This window comes from Erythrobacter sp. K21-9 (assembly GCF_055808355.1).
The window spans coordinates 1,266,479-1,281,335 of record NZ_CM147866.1; the positions used below are offsets into that span (position 1 = coordinate 1,266,479).

At 61.0% G+C, this 14,857-nt stretch carries 15 protein-coding genes, 1 tRNA gene and 1 pseudogene; 14 read left to right on the forward strand and 3 right to left on the reverse strand.

The genetic code is table 11. From position 1 onward, the window contains the following. Positions 1-162 precede the first annotated feature (162 nt). The 4 genes from bamA to rpmE all read left to right on the forward strand — a co-directional run bounded on the left by bamA (position 163) and on the right by rpmE (position 4,460). A complete protein-coding gene (bamA, locus tag AC0L39_RS06415) occupies positions 163-2,925 on the forward strand; it encodes an outer membrane protein assembly factor BamA (RefSeq protein WP_473261668.1) in 2,763 nt (920 codons plus the stop codon). Further along, positions 2,925-3,614 (forward strand): OmpH family outer membrane protein, encoded by a 690-nt coding sequence (locus tag AC0L39_RS06420; RefSeq protein WP_473261670.1) that lies wholly within the window; start codon positions 2,925-2,927, stop codon positions 3,612-3,614. The genes bamA and AC0L39_RS06420 overlap by 1 nt, the downstream gene beginning before the upstream one ends. 39 nt (positions 3,615-3,653) lie before the next feature. After that, entirely contained in the window at positions 3,654-4,133 is a 480-nt protein-coding gene (fabZ, locus tag AC0L39_RS06425) for a 3-hydroxyacyl-ACP dehydratase FabZ (protein WP_473261671.1), read from the forward strand. A 102-nt stretch (positions 4,134-4,235) separates the two neighbouring features. After that, positions 4,236-4,460, forward strand: a complete 225-nt coding sequence (rpmE, locus tag AC0L39_RS06430) for a 50S ribosomal protein L31 (protein WP_473261673.1) — start codon at positions 4,236-4,238, stop codon at positions 4,458-4,460. 72 nt (positions 4,461-4,532) lie between these two features. Here rpmE and AC0L39_RS06435 read toward each other — a convergent pair whose 3' ends face one another. The 3 genes from AC0L39_RS06435 to AC0L39_RS06445 form a co-directional block, all read right to left on the reverse strand. Then, on the reverse strand, positions 4,533-4,817 hold the full coding sequence (locus tag AC0L39_RS06435) for a hypothetical protein (protein ID WP_473261675.1): 285 nt from the start codon (positions 4,815-4,817) through the stop codon (positions 4,533-4,535). Positions 4,818-4,883: 66 nt separating this feature from the next. After that, complete coding sequence (locus AC0L39_RS06440) at positions 4,884-5,210, reverse strand: TraR/DksA family transcriptional regulator (RefSeq protein ID WP_473261677.1); 327 nt, start codon at positions 5,208-5,210, stop codon at positions 4,884-4,886. Beyond that, positions 5,210-5,845: a prolyl hydroxylase family protein gene (locus AC0L39_RS06445; RefSeq protein ID WP_473261678.1), complete on the reverse strand. Its 636-nt coding sequence runs from the start codon at positions 5,843-5,845 to the stop codon at positions 5,210-5,212. Before AC0L39_RS06445 ends, AC0L39_RS06440 begins: the two co-directional genes overlap by 1 nt. 229 nt (positions 5,846-6,074) lie before the next feature. On the opposite strand from AC0L39_RS06445, the gene AC0L39_RS06450 reads away from it, so the two are divergent. The 10 genes and pseudogenes from AC0L39_RS06450 to AC0L39_RS06495 all read left to right on the forward strand — a co-directional run bounded on the left by AC0L39_RS06450 (position 6,075) and on the right by AC0L39_RS06495 (position 14,460). After that, positions 6,075-6,151: transfer RNA gene (locus tag AC0L39_RS06450), tRNA-His, on the forward strand. 77 nt (positions 6,152-6,228) lie between these two features. After that, positions 6,229-7,296, forward strand: coding sequence for a Leu/Phe/Val dehydrogenase (locus AC0L39_RS06455; RefSeq protein ID WP_473261680.1), 1,068 nt, complete (start codon positions 6,229-6,231; stop codon positions 7,294-7,296). Positions 7,297-7,405: 109 nt separating this feature from the next. Continuing rightward, the gene (ccmC, locus tag AC0L39_RS06460) at positions 7,406-8,164 is read left to right on the forward strand and encodes a heme ABC transporter permease CcmC (protein ID WP_473261682.1); all 759 of its coding nucleotides are present in this window, start codon (positions 7,406-7,408) and stop codon (positions 8,162-8,164) included. Continuing rightward, positions 8,161-8,304, forward strand: coding sequence for a heme exporter protein CcmD (gene ccmD / locus AC0L39_RS06465; RefSeq protein ID WP_473261684.1), 144 nt, complete (start codon positions 8,161-8,163; stop codon positions 8,302-8,304). The genes ccmC and ccmD overlap by 4 nt, the downstream gene beginning before the upstream one ends. Next, positions 8,301-8,762 carry a cytochrome c maturation protein CcmE gene (gene ccmE, locus AC0L39_RS06470; protein WP_473261686.1) on the forward strand — a complete coding sequence of 154 codons (462 nt, stop codon included), beginning with the start codon at positions 8,301-8,303 and terminating at the stop codon, positions 8,760-8,762. Before ccmD ends, ccmE begins: the two co-directional genes overlap by 4 nt. 15 nt (positions 8,763-8,777) lie before the next feature. Then, positions 8,778-10,792 (forward strand): annotated as a pseudogene (locus AC0L39_RS06475) (heme lyase CcmF/NrfE family subunit). After that, positions 10,792-11,316, forward strand: a complete 525-nt coding sequence (locus AC0L39_RS06480; RefSeq protein WP_473261688.1) for a DsbE family thiol:disulfide interchange protein — start codon at positions 10,792-10,794, stop codon at positions 11,314-11,316. Before AC0L39_RS06475 ends, AC0L39_RS06480 begins: the two are co-directional and overlap by 1 nt. Then, positions 11,316-11,735: a cytochrome c-type biogenesis protein gene (locus AC0L39_RS06485; protein WP_473261690.1), complete on the forward strand. Its 420-nt coding sequence runs from the start codon at positions 11,316-11,318 to the stop codon at positions 11,733-11,735. The genes AC0L39_RS06480 and AC0L39_RS06485 overlap by 1 nt, the downstream gene beginning before the upstream one ends. Beyond that, positions 11,735-12,280 (forward strand): tetratricopeptide repeat protein, encoded by a 546-nt coding sequence (locus tag AC0L39_RS06490; protein ID WP_473261692.1) that lies wholly within the window; start codon positions 11,735-11,737, stop codon positions 12,278-12,280. The genes AC0L39_RS06485 and AC0L39_RS06490 overlap by 1 nt, the downstream gene beginning before the upstream one ends. A gap of 242 nt (positions 12,281-12,522) precedes the next feature. Further along, positions 12,523-14,460, forward strand: coding sequence for a potassium transporter Kup (locus AC0L39_RS06495; RefSeq protein WP_473261694.1), 1,938 nt, complete (start codon positions 12,523-12,525; stop codon positions 14,458-14,460). Positions 14,461-14,857: the final 397 nt, after the last annotated feature.

A 14,857-nucleotide genomic window follows, 5' to 3' on the forward strand; every position in this document is an offset into this window, starting at 1 on the left:
ACGGGCGAACCGGGATTGTCCGGGGACACCGCTTGATTGCGAAGGCTGCATGGGGCAGAGGCAAAGACGGACCGATATGGACCGCGAACTACACGCCGCGGGAATGGCGTGCCCAGAATTTTCGGGCGTGGCAAAGACGGGTTAGACGGGAACTTTTACTCCATGAATCGACGCAGCGAGACAGGCAGCATCCCTGCCACTCCCAAAGCTTTTACCCGCGCGGGCAGGCTGGCGATTGCCTTGTCCGGCGCGACAATGCTGGCTGGCGTGCCATTCGCTGCCCAGGCTCAGGACGAAGGTCAGGATGCAGAGCCGGCGACCACTGCCCAACCTGCGCCAGCGCCAGCGCCTGCGCCCACACCGGCTCCGGCACCTGCCCCCAGTGCGGATGTTATTCGCACAATCAGCGTTTCCGGTGCCGAGCGGCTCGAGCCGACCACGATCCTCAGCTACATCCGCCTGCGCGTGGGCCAGGAATACACCTCCGCCGCCGCTGATGAGGCGCTGAAGGATCTGGGCGCGACCGAGCTGTTCTCGAATTTCTCGATCCGCAACGATGCCGGCAACGTGGTGATCACGGTCACCGAAAACCCGGTCATCAACCGTATTGTTCTCGAAGGAAACAAGCGGCTCGATGCGGACAAGATCCTGCCCGAGATCAAGTTGTCGCCGCGTCAGATCTTCACCCGCTCGAAAGTCCGCGCCGATGTGGCTCGCATAGTCGAGCTGTATAAGCGGCAGGGCCGGTTTGCTGCCACTGTGGAGCCACAGATGGTCCAGCTTCCGCAGAACCGCGTCGATGTCGTGTTCGAGATCACCGAGGGACCGAAGTCCAAGGTTCGCCAGATCAATATCATCGGGAACGAAGTGTTCTCCGATGGCGAGCTGCGCGGTGAAATGGTCACGAAGCAGTCGCGCTTTTACCGGTTCTTCAGCTCTAACACGAGCTATGATCCGGACCGTCTGGCATTCGACCAGCAGAAGCTGCGCCAGTTCTATCTGACCGAGGGCTATGCCGATTTCCGTGTGGTTTCAGCCGTTGCCGAGCTGACGCCGGACCAGGAAGACTTCATCATCACCTACGTCGTCGAGGAAGGCGAGCGTTACAAATTCGGCGATGTCGACGTTGAAAGCCAGCTTCGCGATTTCGACAGCGATGTGATGAGCACCCAGTTGCCGATGCAGACCGGCGATTTCTACGACGCGAAAGCTGTCGAGGACACGGTCGAACAGCTCACCGAGCTAGCTGGTCGCTTCGGTTACGCGTTCGCTGACGTGCAGCCGCGTTTCAGCCGCAACAAGGACGACCTGACGATGGACATCACGTTCATCCTCAGACAGGCGCCGCGCGTCTATGTCGAACGGGTCGATGTGAACGGCAACACGCTGACGCAGGACAAGGTGATCCGCCGCGAATTCCGCATCAGCGAGGGCGATGCGTTCAACTCGCTTGGCGTGCAGCGCACCACGGCCCGGATCAACTCGCTGGGATATTTCCAGGAGAATTTCGAGGTCAACCAGGTCGAAGGCAGCGCGCCCGACAGGATTGTTCTTGAAGCAAATGTTGAAGAGCAGCCGACCGGCGAATTGCAGTTTTCAGCCGGCTTCTCTTCGATCGAGCAGTTCATTCTGGCAGGCAGTATCCGCCAGCGGAACTTCCGCGACCGCGGCCAGACCATCGGCCTGAGCCTGAATTATTCGCAATTCTCGCGCTCGGCACAGATCAGCTTTACCGAACCCTATGTGTTCGATCGCAACATCTCGGCGGGCGTCGACGTCTATCGCCGCGATTTCAACAGCTTCAACTTCCAGAACCGCGAACGCAATACGACATTCGAGCAGGCGACCACTGGCTTTGCAGTTCGTGTGGGTGTCCCGCTTACGGAATTCATGTCGCTCGTCGGCAGTTATACGCTCAATTACGAAGAGGTCAGCCTCGACGAAAACCTGTTCTTCTCCGACCTGAACGGCGACGGGATCACCGAATGCGATCCGCTGCTCGCTGGCCGCTTCTTGTGCGACGCGATTGGCGACAGGTTGAGCTCTATCGTCGGTCTCAGCCTCAGCTACAATTCGCTGAATTCGCGCCTGCGCCCGACACGAGGCCGGACCATGTCGCTCAGTTCGGAGTTTGCCGGACTTGGCGGTGACCAGCGGTATCTGCGGTTCCGCGGACGCGCCCAGCAATTCTGGAACGTTGCGAACAGCGGCTTCATTTTCTCGCTTTCGGCAGAAGGCGGAACGATCATTCCGCTGCGCGATCGCGGCGGGCCGGGCGTTGACGATATTCTACTCACAGATCGCTTTCAGCTTGGCGAACCGCAGTTCCGCGGCTTCGATATTCGCGGCGTAGGCCCCCGTATCCTGACGCAGCCATATGTGACCGATGGCGACGGAAACCGTGTGCCCATCACGGACCGCCAGTCGGTGCGCGATGACGCGATCGGCGGGCGCAATTACTACCTTGCCCGTGCCGAACTGGAAGTTCCGCTTGGTACTGGCGCGCGCGAGCTTGGCCTGCGACCATCTGTCTGGGTGGATGTTGGCGCTCTGTGGGGTGTCGAAACTCCGATCCTCCAGGATAATCCGAACGGCATTCAGAATCTCGATACCGACGGGAATCCGATCTTTATCGAAACCGTGACGACCACCAATACCGATGGCACGACGACCACAACGCAGGTGGCGACAATAAATCCGATCGCGGCCGATGGCGTGACAGCGAACATCCCCAGCATCCGCGCCAACAGTGCAATTCGCGAGGTCTTCCTCGGGAATTCGCCGAGCCCGCGCATCACCGCAGGCATTGGGGTAAACTGGAACTCGCCATTCGGGCCGTTCCGTATCGATTTCGCCCAGACGATCCGCAAGGTCGCGGGCGATGATGACAAGACTTTCACGTTCAACGTAGGAACTCAGTTCTAATGAAATTTATGACGAAAATTCTCGCCCCGGCTGGCATGACGCTTGCCGCTATTGCCATGACCGCGCCGGCTACCGCGCAGGTCCAGGGAGGCATCGGAACCGCAGATGTTTCGCGTGCAATACTCGGCACGACCGCCCTGCAGACCGCCTATCAGCAGGTCAACACCACTTACGCAGCGCAGCTCGAAACCCGCCGGACCAAGCAGCAGGAACTCAGCACGCTGCTCCAGCCCTTCGACCAGAATGGCAACGGCCAGCTCGACGATGCCGAGCTTCCGGCAGTCCAGAGCTCGCCAAACTTCGCGCAAATTCAAACGCTTGAAGGCGAGATCGCGACGATCAATACCCAGGTGAACAACGCCCGGATTTTCGCTGTCGAGCAGATCCTCGCCCAATATCCGGCAGCGATTCAGGAAGTGGCTGCGGCTCAGCAGGTTGCGGTCGTGTTCCAGCCGGAAGCGATCCAGTATGCCGGTGAAGGCGCCGACATCACTCCGCAAATCACCACCTCGCTCAACACCAAGGTGCCTTCGGTCGGGATCGTCCCGCCAAACGGTTACCGTCCGAGCCGCAATGGTGCGCAGGTCTTCCAGCAGATCCAGCAGACTCTGGTCACTGCACAGCTGATCCAGCAGCAGCAGGCGCAGCAGCAACAGCAGGGCAATACGCAGGCTCCAGAGGGCCGCTAAGGCTCTTTGATCTGATTTGGCACGATACGGGGGCAGGGCATGAGCGACGAACCGAAATCTTCGGAACCGATTGTGGATTACGACATCCACAAGGTGCTCAATGCCCTGCCGCACCGTTATCCCCTTTTGCTGGTTGACCGGGTCAAGGCGATCCATCTGGGCGAGAAAATTCATGCGGTGAAAGCCGTCAGCATGAATGAGGAGTTCTTCCAGGGACATTTTCCCGGCGCTCCGATCATGCCCGGCGTTCTCCAGATCGAGGCGCTCGCGCAGGCAGCAGCGATCCTGGGCATCGAGACGCTTGAGCTCGCCGGGACCGGCAAGCTCGTGATCTTCATGGGGATCGACAACGCCAAGTTCCGCAGCCAGGTGACCCCCGGTTGCCTGCTCGACCTGGAGGTGGAATTCTTGCAGCAACGCCGCCGCGTCTACAAATTCAAAGGCAAGGCTAGCGTCGAGGGCAAAACTTCGTGCGAGGTCGAGTTCACTGCGATGATCGCAGATCCGCCCGAGAATTGATGTAAGATCACTTGCAATTTGCTGGAACGGCGCTATTTGCGCCGCTTCCAGTTTTTATAGCGCCGCCGGTCGGAACCGGCGAAAGCTTCAAAGGAATAAGTCATGAAAGCCGAAGGGCATCCCGAATACCACACCATCAAGGTCAAGATGACAGATGGCAGCGAGTTTGAAACCCGCTCGACCTGGGGCAGTGAAGGCGACACCTTGTCGCTCGACATCGACCCCACCAGCCACCCGGCATGGACCGGCGGCAAGCAGCAGCTTCAGGAAGGTGGCCGCGTTGCCGCGTTCAACAAGCGCTTTGGCGGGTTGTCGCTCAAGAAATAAGTATGAAACACCAGTTTGCAGCCTTCGGGCTGTAAGGGAAGGGCGGTCCGACGGGGCCGCCTTTTTCATTTGTCAGAAATCGTATTCGACGTTGCAGCCTCTTTGCACGGTGGCATCGACGCTCAACAATCCTGTAACATAGGTCCCGAGCGGCTTTGTGCCGTCCTTGCACTCTATCTGGAGTGAGCCATCGCCGCCGACTTGGCCGACCCATGTTGCCCACGGCAGCCGGGTCAGGTTGTCGCGTGCACCGTTGCCGTACTCAAAGTAAGCGATCGCCACCTGATCGTGCGGATCCGAAACGGTGCTCGTGCCAATCCAGAGCAGCAGCACCACGAGCGGCACGGCAAAAGCCATAGCCGTCCCAGCGCAACCGGCCAACGCGGCCTTGCCGCTTGATGCCCGGTAAGCCCATGGCCCGCCTTACTCGGTCTCAGAAGCACACTTGATGCAGCGCGTCGCTATCGGGCGTGCTTCCAGCCTCTCCTTCCGGATCTCTTCTCCGCATTTGGCGCAGGTGCCATAGGTGCCGTTCTCAATACGAAGTAGCGCGAACCGGATCTGTTGAATTTCCGCGCGCAGGACGTCGTCCACGCCTTCCAGCGCCTCGTCATCCGCGAGATCGATAGCCTGTTCGCTCGAATCGGCCTCGAGCGGGTGGCGCAGGTCGTCCTCGATCACTTCTGCGCGTTCGAGCAAGTCATCCAGCCTTGTGCGCAGTTTTGCAGCCATATCCTGATAGTCGTTCATCAGCCCCTCCACGGTTTTTCGCGATACCACTTGGTTATCACATACTTGGTACCCTTGCGCACCTTCATGGCATGGTGGAGGGTCGAGACATTGCCGCTGCCGTCCGGGTTGCGATTATTCCACCCGACGATCTTACCCAATTCGGGCTGGATTTTCTTATCGATCACCTTGAAGCGCGTTGCGCCTCCGGCAGCGACATCGTTGAGGTAGACCATGAAAGTCCAGGTGCGCTGACCGGATTTGGAGCAAAACTTCTCCCAGTCCTGCCCGCCCGGATTGAACCAGTCGGTGTGCTGCTTGAATTCCTGCCCTACCTCGTAGCGCTGGCCTTGCAGAGGCTCGCCGTGATCCGGGTCGATCTGGGTGAAATCGTACAGCAGTGTTTCCAGCTTCTGCACGGCCTCCTGGTCGGGTTTCAGATCGCAGGTCTCGCTGGTGCGGAACGCCGCATCTCCGTTGTAATCCGCGACCGTCGACGGCCGCCGGTCGAGGTCGATCAGGCGGATCAGTTCCTCGCAATGCTGCGGCGTGAGGAATTTCGGCTTCACCACCATCTCGATCTTGGGTGAAGGCACACGCTTCACGCCGGGGTGAGAGCGCAGGATTTCGATCGAGGATTCGCCAGGGCCGACCATGAATCGGAGATAGCTCTGCGAGCCGCCGCCGCCAAGGCGTCAATCTGCGCGAGAAATAATCTTGCGCACAGCGCTATTCAGGGCAGTTTTCGCTTCCCTTGAATGGCGCTTTGTGCAACAGGCTCGCCGCGCGTTCGCGTGGCCTTGACCGGCGGCGCAACACGCGTAAACCGCCCCTCCTGCGCGGACTTGGCAATGACCGGAAGGTTGCGTTGAGTAGGGGCATGTGGCGATCGTAGTTCAGTTGGTTAGAACGCCGGCTTGTGATGCCGGAGGTCGCGGGTTCGAGTCCCGTCGATCGCCCCACTTCGCCCGTTTCTCAATGCGTGTCAGGTAATCGCTTGCACCGCGCAACATGCGCAGAAGGTAGGGGCTTTTCGCATATGACCGCATTCTGGACCGAACCCGATTACGACGACCACGAGATGGTGCATGTCGTGCGCGATCGTGACAGCGGGCTCATGGCAATTATTGCGGTGCATTCCACGCATCTCGGACCCGGCGCTGGCGGCACGCGGTTCTGGCACTATCCCGATCCGAAAGACGGCCTGCGCGATGCGCTGCGCCTCTCTCGCGGGATGAGTTACAAGAACGCGATGGCAGGTCTGCCGATGGGCGGAGGCAAGGCCGTGATCCTGGCCGACGCGGCTCGCACCAAGACACCCGAATTGCTCGCTGCTTTCGGCGACGCCGTCGAAGGGCTGGGCGGTCGCTACGTCACGGCGGAAGATGTCGGCATCAGCGAAGCGGATATGGTGGCCGTTTCAAAGCGGACTGCGCACGTTTCGGGTTTGCCGGCGAATGGCGAGAATGCTGCAGGCGGCGATCCCGGACCGTTCACGGCCATCGGCATTTATGAAGGCATCAAGGCCGCCGTCCGCCACAAGCTGGGCAAAGACAGTGTCAAGGGGGTGCATGTCGCGGTCCAGGGAGTTGGCAGCGTTGGCGGAGGCGTCGCCCGGCTCCTTGCGAAGGACGGCGCCAAGCTGACCGTTGCCGATATCCACGCCGATCGCGCTGCTGCTTTGGCGCAGGAACTCGGCGCAAATTCGGTTGATGCCGATGCGATCCTTTCGACGCCGTGCGATGTTCTGAGCCCCAATGCGCTTGGCGCGATCCTCGACGAGGAAAGCATCGCGAGGCTCGACACGGCAATTGTCGCAGGCGGCGCTAACAACCAGCTCGCCCGCGCCCATCACGGCAAGACACTGTTTGATCGCGGTATCCTGTTCGCGCCAGATTATGTCATCAATGCAGGCGGCATCATGTCGGTGGCGACCGAGTATCTCGCTCGCCGCGATGGCGAGCAGGCCGGGGTCGAGAGAGTCCATGAACGCATCGCGACCATTCCGGAGCGGCTCGAGACAATCTGGAATTCGAGCGATTCGTCGAACACTCCGCCCGATGTCGTGGCCGACCGCATGGCACAGGAATTGATCGGAAGGGGCTGACCCGGTCCCGCTTTCCCCGGCCAATTGCAGCAAACAGGCATAGCATTGCACTATTTGCGGCCTTGCGAGGCGCGGCTGGGGGACTATTACAGTCTCAGGGATCACCTGCATGCATATCTACGCCAATCCCAAACGCTTCCTGTCGCTGGCAAAGTGGCTGATGCCGCTCCTGTTCTGGGGCGGTCTGGTGCTGTCGATCGGTGCGATTGCGTGGGGGCTGGTGATGGTGCCGCCCGACCGGCTGATGGGCGAAAGCGTGCGCATCCTTTTCATCCATGTGCCCGCTGCCTGGCTTGGCATGGGCGGATGGACCGGGATTGCTATTTCGAGCGCCATGCTGCTGATCTGGAAGCACCCGCTCGCCAGCATCGCCGCGCGCGCGATTGCATTGCCGGGCATGACATTCACCGCCATCTGCCTTGCGACTGGATCGATCTGGGGCAGGCCAACCTGGGGAACCTGGTGGGTGTGGGACGGACGACTGACTTCGATGCTGGTGCTTCTGTTCCTTTACGCCGGATATATCGCACTCGCACAGGCGACGGCCCGCGAGGGCGGATCGGCAAAGATCGCTGCGATCTTCGGACTGGTCGGAGCGATCAATATCCCGATTATCAACCGCTCGGTCGTGTGGTGGAATTCGCTCCACCAACCACCCAGCATTACAGCGGGCAACAGCGCAATCGACCCGACGTTTCTCTGGCCGCTGCTTGCTGCAGTCATCGGCTTTTCGCTGCTTTTCGGCGGTATCGTGCTGATGCGGATGCGCGCTCTCATTGCCGAACAGCAGGTTGAGGCACGCCTGCGCCGCCGCGCGCTCGACGATGACGTGCCTGTTGCCGCCGCTCCCGCTATGAAGGGGGCATGATGCGCGAGTCACTGGAGCATTGGGATTTCGTGATCGCAGCCTATGCTGTGGGCCTTGGCGCGCTTGCCCTTTTGATCGTGTGGAGCTGGCGGGCGATGCGCCGTGCTGAACAACGCCGGGATGAAATGAAGCGCCGATGAAAGCCAAGCACCAGAGACTGACCCTGGTGGGTTTTGCGTTGATCGCGATTGTCGCGGCAGGATTGCTAGCGGCATGGACACTGCGCAACCAAGCAAATTATTTCTACCTGCCCGAACAGATGGCTGCCGAGCCGCCGGCTGTCGGCCAGGCAGTGCGCCTCGGCGGTATGGTGCAGCCCGGTTCGATCCTGACGCAGCCTGACGGGATCACTGTGAAATTCACCGTCACCGGCAACACGCAAAGCACGGTGCCGGTTCGCTATAGCGGCATTCTGCCCGATCTCTTCGTTGAAGGATCGGGCGTCGTGGCAGAAGGCAGCCTTGGCCCGGACGGCGTGTTCCAGGCGACCAATCTGCTCGCCAAGCATGACGAGAATTACGTGCCCCGCGAACTTGAAGGGCTGGAGGGCCACAAGGCTGCCGATTACGCCTCCGAAACTACGGTCGGGATAGAGTAGGGGCTTGGACAGGCAATGATCGCTGAACTTGGCCTGGCCGCATTATGGCTCGCAGCGGCGCTATCCGTGTTGCAGATGGTGGCGGGCGCGCTCGGCCTGAAAACAGGCGATGCGCGGATGGCGGCGTTTGCAATCTATGCGCGCCCGGCAGCAGTCGTTCAGGCTTTCCTCGCGGTGCTGTCTTTCGGCCTGTTGCTCTATGCGTTCGCAATAACCGACCTTTCGATCAAGCTCGTCGCGACCAATTCGCATTCCATGAAGCCGTTCATCTACAAGCTGACTGGAACGTGGGGCAATCACGAAGGATCAATGCTGCTTTGGGTCGCGGTGCTCGCGCTTTCGGGCGGTCTGCTGGCAGGGCTTGAGCGCCGCCTGCAAGAGAGCACGATGAACGCGACGCTCGCGGTGCAGGGCTTCGTGGCGCTGGGGTTCTACGCGTTCCTGCTCTTGTCATCGAACCCGTTCGAGCGGCTGCCGATCCTGCCGCAGAAGGCGTGGGTCTCAACCCGCTGCTTCAGGATATCGGCCTCGCGATCCATCCGCCTACGCTCTACATCGGCTATGTCGGCCTGTCGGTCGCATTCAGCCTCGCAATGGGCGCGCTGATGACCAAGCAGGTCAAGCCCGACTTTGCGAAGGTCATGCGGCCCTGGGTGCTGTTTGCCTGGGTGTTCCTGACGCTTGGGATAACGGCGGGCTCCTACTGGGCTTATTACGAGCTTGGCTGGGGCGGTTGGTGGTTCTGGGATCCGGTCGAGAATGCCTCCCTGATGCCGTGGTTGGCGGCAACGGCGCTGCTGCATTCAGTAAGCGTTCTTGCGGCACGCGATGCGCTTCGTACGTGGACGATCATGCTTGGCGCGCTCGCGTTTTCCATGTCGATGCTCGGCACATTCCTCGTTCGCTCTGGCGCGCTGACGAGCGTCCATGCCTTCGCGGTCGATCCCGAGCGAGGGACGTTCATTCTGGTCCTGCTGGGCCTTTACATCGGTGGTAGCCTGGCGATCTTCGCTGTGCGCGCGGGGTCGATATCCGAGGGCAAGCGGTTTGCCGTCACCAGCCGGGAGGGCGCGCTGGTGTTCAACAACGTGATGCTGTCCGCGATCCTCGCAATCGTGCTGCTGGGCACGCTCTATCCGCTTTTGACCGAAGCCTTCGATGTGCGCGTCTCGGTCGGCCCGCCCTATTTCAATCCGGCTGGCGCAATCTTCGCAATCCCGATGTTCATCATCATGGCAATCGGTCCGCTGCTGCGCTGGAAGGCTGACAAGCCAACTCGCCTCCGCTTCGAATTGCTGTTGCTCGGATTTATCCTGTTCGCGGCAACCGTCTTGATCGCGGTTCTCGGTGACTATCCGCTGCTGCCGACCATAGGCCTCGCGCTCTCGCTGGCTATGGCGATCGCGGCCTTTCTGCCGCTGCGAGGCCGCATGCTGGGGCGCACACCGCTTGCGACATGGGGCATGGTCACGGCCCATTTCGGAGTGGCAGTTGCGCTGTTCGGCATGGCGAGCGAAAGCGCGTTTACGCAGGAGCGGCTCGCGGCGATGTCTCCCGGAGGGACCGAGGAACTGGCCGGGTGGACTGTCACGCTCGACGGGGTCGATCCTGTTGCCGGTCCCAACTGGACCGCCATCGAGGCGCGGCTGTCCGCGCAGCGCGGCGATGAAGAGCCGACGATCCTGACCCCGCAGGCCCGCAACTTCTGGGCTCCCTCGCAAGCGACGAGCGAAAGCGCGCTTATTACCCGCTGGGACGGCCAGCTTTACGCCGTCATCGGAGATGCAGCAGGCGTCGATGAAAATGGCGAGGGGCGCTGGCAATTGCGTGTCTGGTGGAAGCCCTTCGTCACTTTCATCTGGTATGGCGGGCTGCTGATTTCGCTCGGCGGGATATTGTCGATCATCGGGCGGGTGCGCGTGGACCTGCGCCGGCGAAAGGCCATGCAACTTGGCGAGCAACGCCGTGCTGACAAGGCAGCGCTCGATGCTTCCGAAACCCCGCCAGCTGCCCAGCCGGAGCCTGTCTGATGCGCACGATCTTCTTCATCCCATTGGCGCTGTTCCTGTTCTTCGCGGGACTTGCCGGGTACATGCTGACACAGGACAAGGATCAGGCGGTTCCGTCAGCCATGATCGACAAACCGCTGCCCGATTTCGATCTGCAGCCCGCGACAGACGGTATTCCGGGCACAAGCCGCGCGGATTTCGTCGGCGGTGAGCCGAAGCTCCTGAACATCTGGGCCAGCTGGTGCCTGCCGTGCATCGCCGAGGCTCCGCAGCTCGAGGCTCTCAAGGAAGAGGGTGTCGAGATCATCGGCATCGCGATCCGTGACAAGCCTGAGGACGTGGCGAACTTCCTCCAGCGGCACGGCAATCCTTACAGCCGGATCGGCGCGGACGACATTTCCGCGCTCCAGATCGAAATCGGCGCGGCGGGCGTCCCCGAGACGTTCGTCATCGATGCCTCGGGCAATATCCGCTACCAGCACATTGGCGACATCCGGGAAAGCGATGTGTCTAAGCTGCTCGAGATCCTAGAGGAAGTGCGCTGATGCGGTGGCTGCTCGGTCTTTTGCTTGCGGCGCTGGCGATCCCGGCCTTCGCGCAGGACGCCCTGCCGCCTGCGCCGTATGCCTACAAACAGCTCGACGATCCCGCTCTCGAGGCCGAAGCGACCGCGCTCATGGAGACCTTGCGGTGCCTCAGGTGCCAGTCGCAGAGCATCAATGACAGCGACGCGCCGATGGCGGGCGATATGCGCCACCAGGTTCGTACACGTATCCTGGCTGGCGAGGAGCCGGAAGCAATCCGCGCGTGGCTCGTCGAGCGCTACGGCGATTATGTAAGTTACCAACCCGAGGTCAGCGCGGCGACCTGGCCGCTCTTCGCAATACCCGCGCTTCTCATCCTCATCGCATTGCTCGTGTTGCTGCGCCGGCTTGGCAAGCGGCGCAGCGAGGGCGCATCGTAATGGCCGGTTGGCTCGCGATCCTCGCGCTGGCGCTCGGCGCCTTTGCACTCGCGGCGTTCGCGCTGCGCCTTCCGCGTGAAGGCTATGCGCTGTTCGGATCGGTCCTGCTGTTCGGCCTTGCCGGCTATGCGTGGCAAGGCTCGCCGGAGCAGCCTGGCAGTCCGAAGGCGGCGCAGTTGCAGGAACCGCGCTCGGGCGAGGGCATGGTCGAGGCGCGCCGCTCGCTGTTCGGTGAGAATGCGCCTGTGCCGAATTACCTGCTGACCTCCGATGCCTTTGCGCGGCGGGGGCAGTTCGATGACGCGGCCGGGATGCTGCGGCGCGGGCTGACCGAAAACCCGAACCATCTCGAAGGATGGCTGGCGCTCGGCATGGCGCTGACCGGTCACGCCGACGGAGCCGTCACTCCCGCTGCGGCTCATGCCTATGACCGTGCGCGGGTGGTTGATCCGGCGAACCCGGCGGGCGATTTTTTCCTCGGCTTTTCCTACCTTCAAAGCGGCGAGATCTCGTCAGGCGCGAAATGTCTGGGCCAGTCTGCTTGAACGAACGCCGGATGACGCACCATGGCGAGCCGAGCTGGAAGGCCGCATTGCACAGCTCGACCGGATGATCGCCAATGCGCCGATGCTGCAATAGTGCCACACTTGGCGGAGGTCGTAATGTTGCGGGCGCGAAAACGCAGTGCTAGGGGCCGCGACCTTGCGGAGAGCCGCATTTCGACTGGCGCAGGTCATGGTCATGGCCGCGTACAAGGGCAGTACCGTGCTCGGGAAATCCAGATAGAATGAGCGACACAGCGACGGCATCTTCGGCGGCTCCGGCCCACCAGCCCCCTACCGGGGGGCATGGGCACAATGCGTCGAAAAAGGCGCTGGCCGTGGGCGCGATCGGGATCGTCTTTGGCGATATCGGCACGAGCCCGCTTTATGCGTTTCGCGAAACCTTTGTCGGCCCGCACCCGCTCGCGCTCGACACGCCGCATGTCCTCGGGGTTATCAGCCTGATTTTCTGGTCGATGACACTGGTCGTCTCGATCCAATATGTCTCGATCCTCATGCGCGCCGATAACAAGGGGCAGGGCGGGTCGCTCGCTTTGGTCGCGCTGATTTCCCGCAGTATTTCCAAGTCGAAATATGGCTGGGTCGCGATCCTGCTCGGCGTGTTTGCGACCTCGCTGTTTTACGGCGACAGCATGATCACGCCCGCGATTTCGGTGCTTTCGGCGGTCGAAGGATTGACCGTGGTCGATCCGGGATTTCAGCGGTACGTCATTCCTATCGCGCTCGGCCTGCTGGTGTTCCTGTTCATGCTGCAACGACGCGGCACGGCCAAGGTCGGAGCGCTGTTTGCGCCAGTCATGATCGTATATTTCACGGTGATCGCAGGGATGGGCCTGTGGCAGATCGTGAACACACCGGAAATCCTGTGGGCGCTCAACCCCTATTACGCAGTCAATTTCTTCTTCCTCGACGGCTGGCTGGCCTTCCTCGCGCTGGGTTCGGTGGTTCTCGCCGTGACCGGTTCGGAGGCGCTGTATTCCGACATGGGTCACTTCGGGCGCGGACCCATGCGGCTTTCGTGGTTCGGCTTCGTCATGCCATGCCTGCTGCTCAACTATTTCGGGCAGGGCGCGATGATCATCGGCTTGCCGCCTGAACAAGCTGCCGAGGCCATCCAGAGCCCGTTCTTCTTCCTTGCCAGCGAGGAATACCGCCTGCCGCTCGTGTTCCTGGCGACGGTCGCGACATTCATTGCGAGCCAGGCGGTGATTTCGGGCGCGTTCTCGATCACGCACCAGGCGATCCAGATGGGCTACATCCCGCGCCTCAATGTCATGCACACGAGCGAGACAGAGGGCGGCCAGATCTACATTCCGTTCATCAACTGGGCGCTGATGGTGGCGGTCATCATCCTTGTTCTGACATTCCAGAATTCGTCCAACCTTGCGAGCGCTTATGGCATCGCGGTGACGGGCGCGGTCACCATCGACACGCTGCTGATGGCGGTGCTGTTTGTCGGCGTTTGGAAGTGGAAGTGGTGGTACGCGTTGCCGATCGTGCTGGTCTTCCTGATCGTCGACGGCGCGTATTTCGCAGCCAACCTGACCAAGGTGCCGGAGGGCGGCTGGTTCCCGCTGATGGTCGGCTTCATCGCCTTCCTGCTGCTGACGACATGGGCGCGGGGCCGCAAGCTGATGCGCGAACGGATGAGCGAGGTCGCGCTGCCGATGGAAATCTTCGCCAAATCGGCCAAGAATTCCGCGCTACGCGTCCCCGGCACCGCGATCTTCATGGCGTCTAGCACGGCTGGCGTGCCCTCTGCACTGCTCCACAACATCAAGCACAACAAGGTGCTGCACGAGCGGGTCGTGATCCTGACAGTCGATATTCAGGACGTGCCCTATGTCGATCCCGATGCGCGCTGCGAGTTCACCGACATGGGCGACGGGTTTTACCGTGCGGTGCTGCATTATGGCTTCATGGAAGAGACCAACGTGCCCAAGGGCCTCCAGAAGATGGAGCGCTGCGGCGGCGAGTTCGACATGATGCACACAAGCTTCTTTCTGTCGCGCCAGACGCTGCTTGCGAGCGACAAGCCGGGGATGCCGATCTGGCGCGAGAAGATCTTCGCATGGCTGCTGAGAAACTCGGCCAGCGCGATGACTTTCTTCAAGCTCCCCACCAACCGTGTGGTCGAGTTGGGGAGCCAGGTCGAAATCTAGCATTGTAGGATACGGGTGACACATTCTCCAACATGTCATGCGTATCATACAGGTGAATTTCTATACAGTTCAGGCGTTTGGCGATGTTGGATACGGGTGACAACTGTCCAACATTTCGCGGGCTAGAGGATGCAATTTTCAAAGAACCGCGCGCAGTATGACGCGCTCGCGGCATGTAGGAAAATGGTCATCTGCGTTGAGGATCGAGGTCAGCCGACGGGACGTGCGCTGATGATCCGTTTGCGGACAGTGGCGCTGCCCCGCACACAAAGCTCCATGCTGCGATTGTAATCCTAGCTTGCCATAGCCATCTAAAGTCCAGCTACCAGTCGCAATCGACGGTCACCGCTTCCACAGTTGGAAGCCCTTTCCTTCAGTTCCGCCTCATAGTCGCAGC

What these genes read in the sequence shown, in the direction of transcription:
- AC0L39_RS06490 (WP_473261692.1), top strand. Translation starts at nt 11,735, where the DNA reads ATGGCCGGTTGGCTCGCGATCCTCGCGCTGGCGCTCGGCGCCTTTGCA.
- AC0L39_RS06485 (WP_473261690.1), top strand. Translation starts at nt 11,316, where the DNA reads ATGCGGTGGCTGCTCGGTCTTTTGCTTGCGGCGCTGGCGATCCCGGCC.
- AC0L39_RS06420 (WP_473261670.1), top strand. Translation starts at nt 2,925, where the DNA reads ATGAAATTTATGACGAAAATTCTCGCCCCGGCTGGCATGACGCTTGCC.
- AC0L39_RS06495 (WP_473261694.1), top strand. Translation starts at nt 12,523, where the DNA reads ATGAGCGACACAGCGACGGCATCTTCGGCGGCTCCGGCCCACCAGCCC.
- ccmC (WP_473261682.1), top strand. Translation starts at nt 7,406, where the DNA reads ATGCATATCTACGCCAATCCCAAACGCTTCCTGTCGCTGGCAAAGTGG.
- ccmD (WP_473261684.1), top strand. Translation starts at nt 8,161, where the DNA reads ATGATGCGCGAGTCACTGGAGCATTGGGATTTCGTGATCGCAGCCTAT.
- bamA (WP_473261668.1), top strand. Translation starts at nt 163, where the DNA reads ATGAATCGACGCAGCGAGACAGGCAGCATCCCTGCCACTCCCAAAGCT.
- AC0L39_RS06440 (WP_473261677.1), bottom strand. Translation starts at nt 5,210, where the DNA reads ATGAACGACTATCAGGATATGGCTGCAAAACTGCGCACAAGGCTGGAT.
- AC0L39_RS06445 (WP_473261678.1), bottom strand. Translation starts at nt 5,845, where the DNA reads ATGGTCGGCCCTGGCGAATCCTCGATCGAAATCCTGCGCTCTCACCCC.
- fabZ (WP_473261671.1), top strand. Translation starts at nt 3,654, where the DNA reads ATGAGCGACGAACCGAAATCTTCGGAACCGATTGTGGATTACGACATC.
- AC0L39_RS06435 (WP_473261675.1), bottom strand. Translation starts at nt 4,817, where the DNA reads ATGGCTTTTGCCGTGCCGCTCGTGGTGCTGCTGCTCTGGATTGGCACG.
- ccmE (WP_473261686.1), top strand. Translation starts at nt 8,301, where the DNA reads ATGAAAGCCAAGCACCAGAGACTGACCCTGGTGGGTTTTGCGTTGATC.
- AC0L39_RS06455 (WP_473261680.1), top strand. Translation starts at nt 6,229, where the DNA reads ATGACCGCATTCTGGACCGAACCCGATTACGACGACCACGAGATGGTG.
- AC0L39_RS06480 (WP_473261688.1), top strand. Translation starts at nt 10,792, where the DNA reads ATGCGCACGATCTTCTTCATCCCATTGGCGCTGTTCCTGTTCTTCGCG.
- rpmE (WP_473261673.1), top strand. Translation starts at nt 4,236, where the DNA reads ATGAAAGCCGAAGGGCATCCCGAATACCACACCATCAAGGTCAAGATG.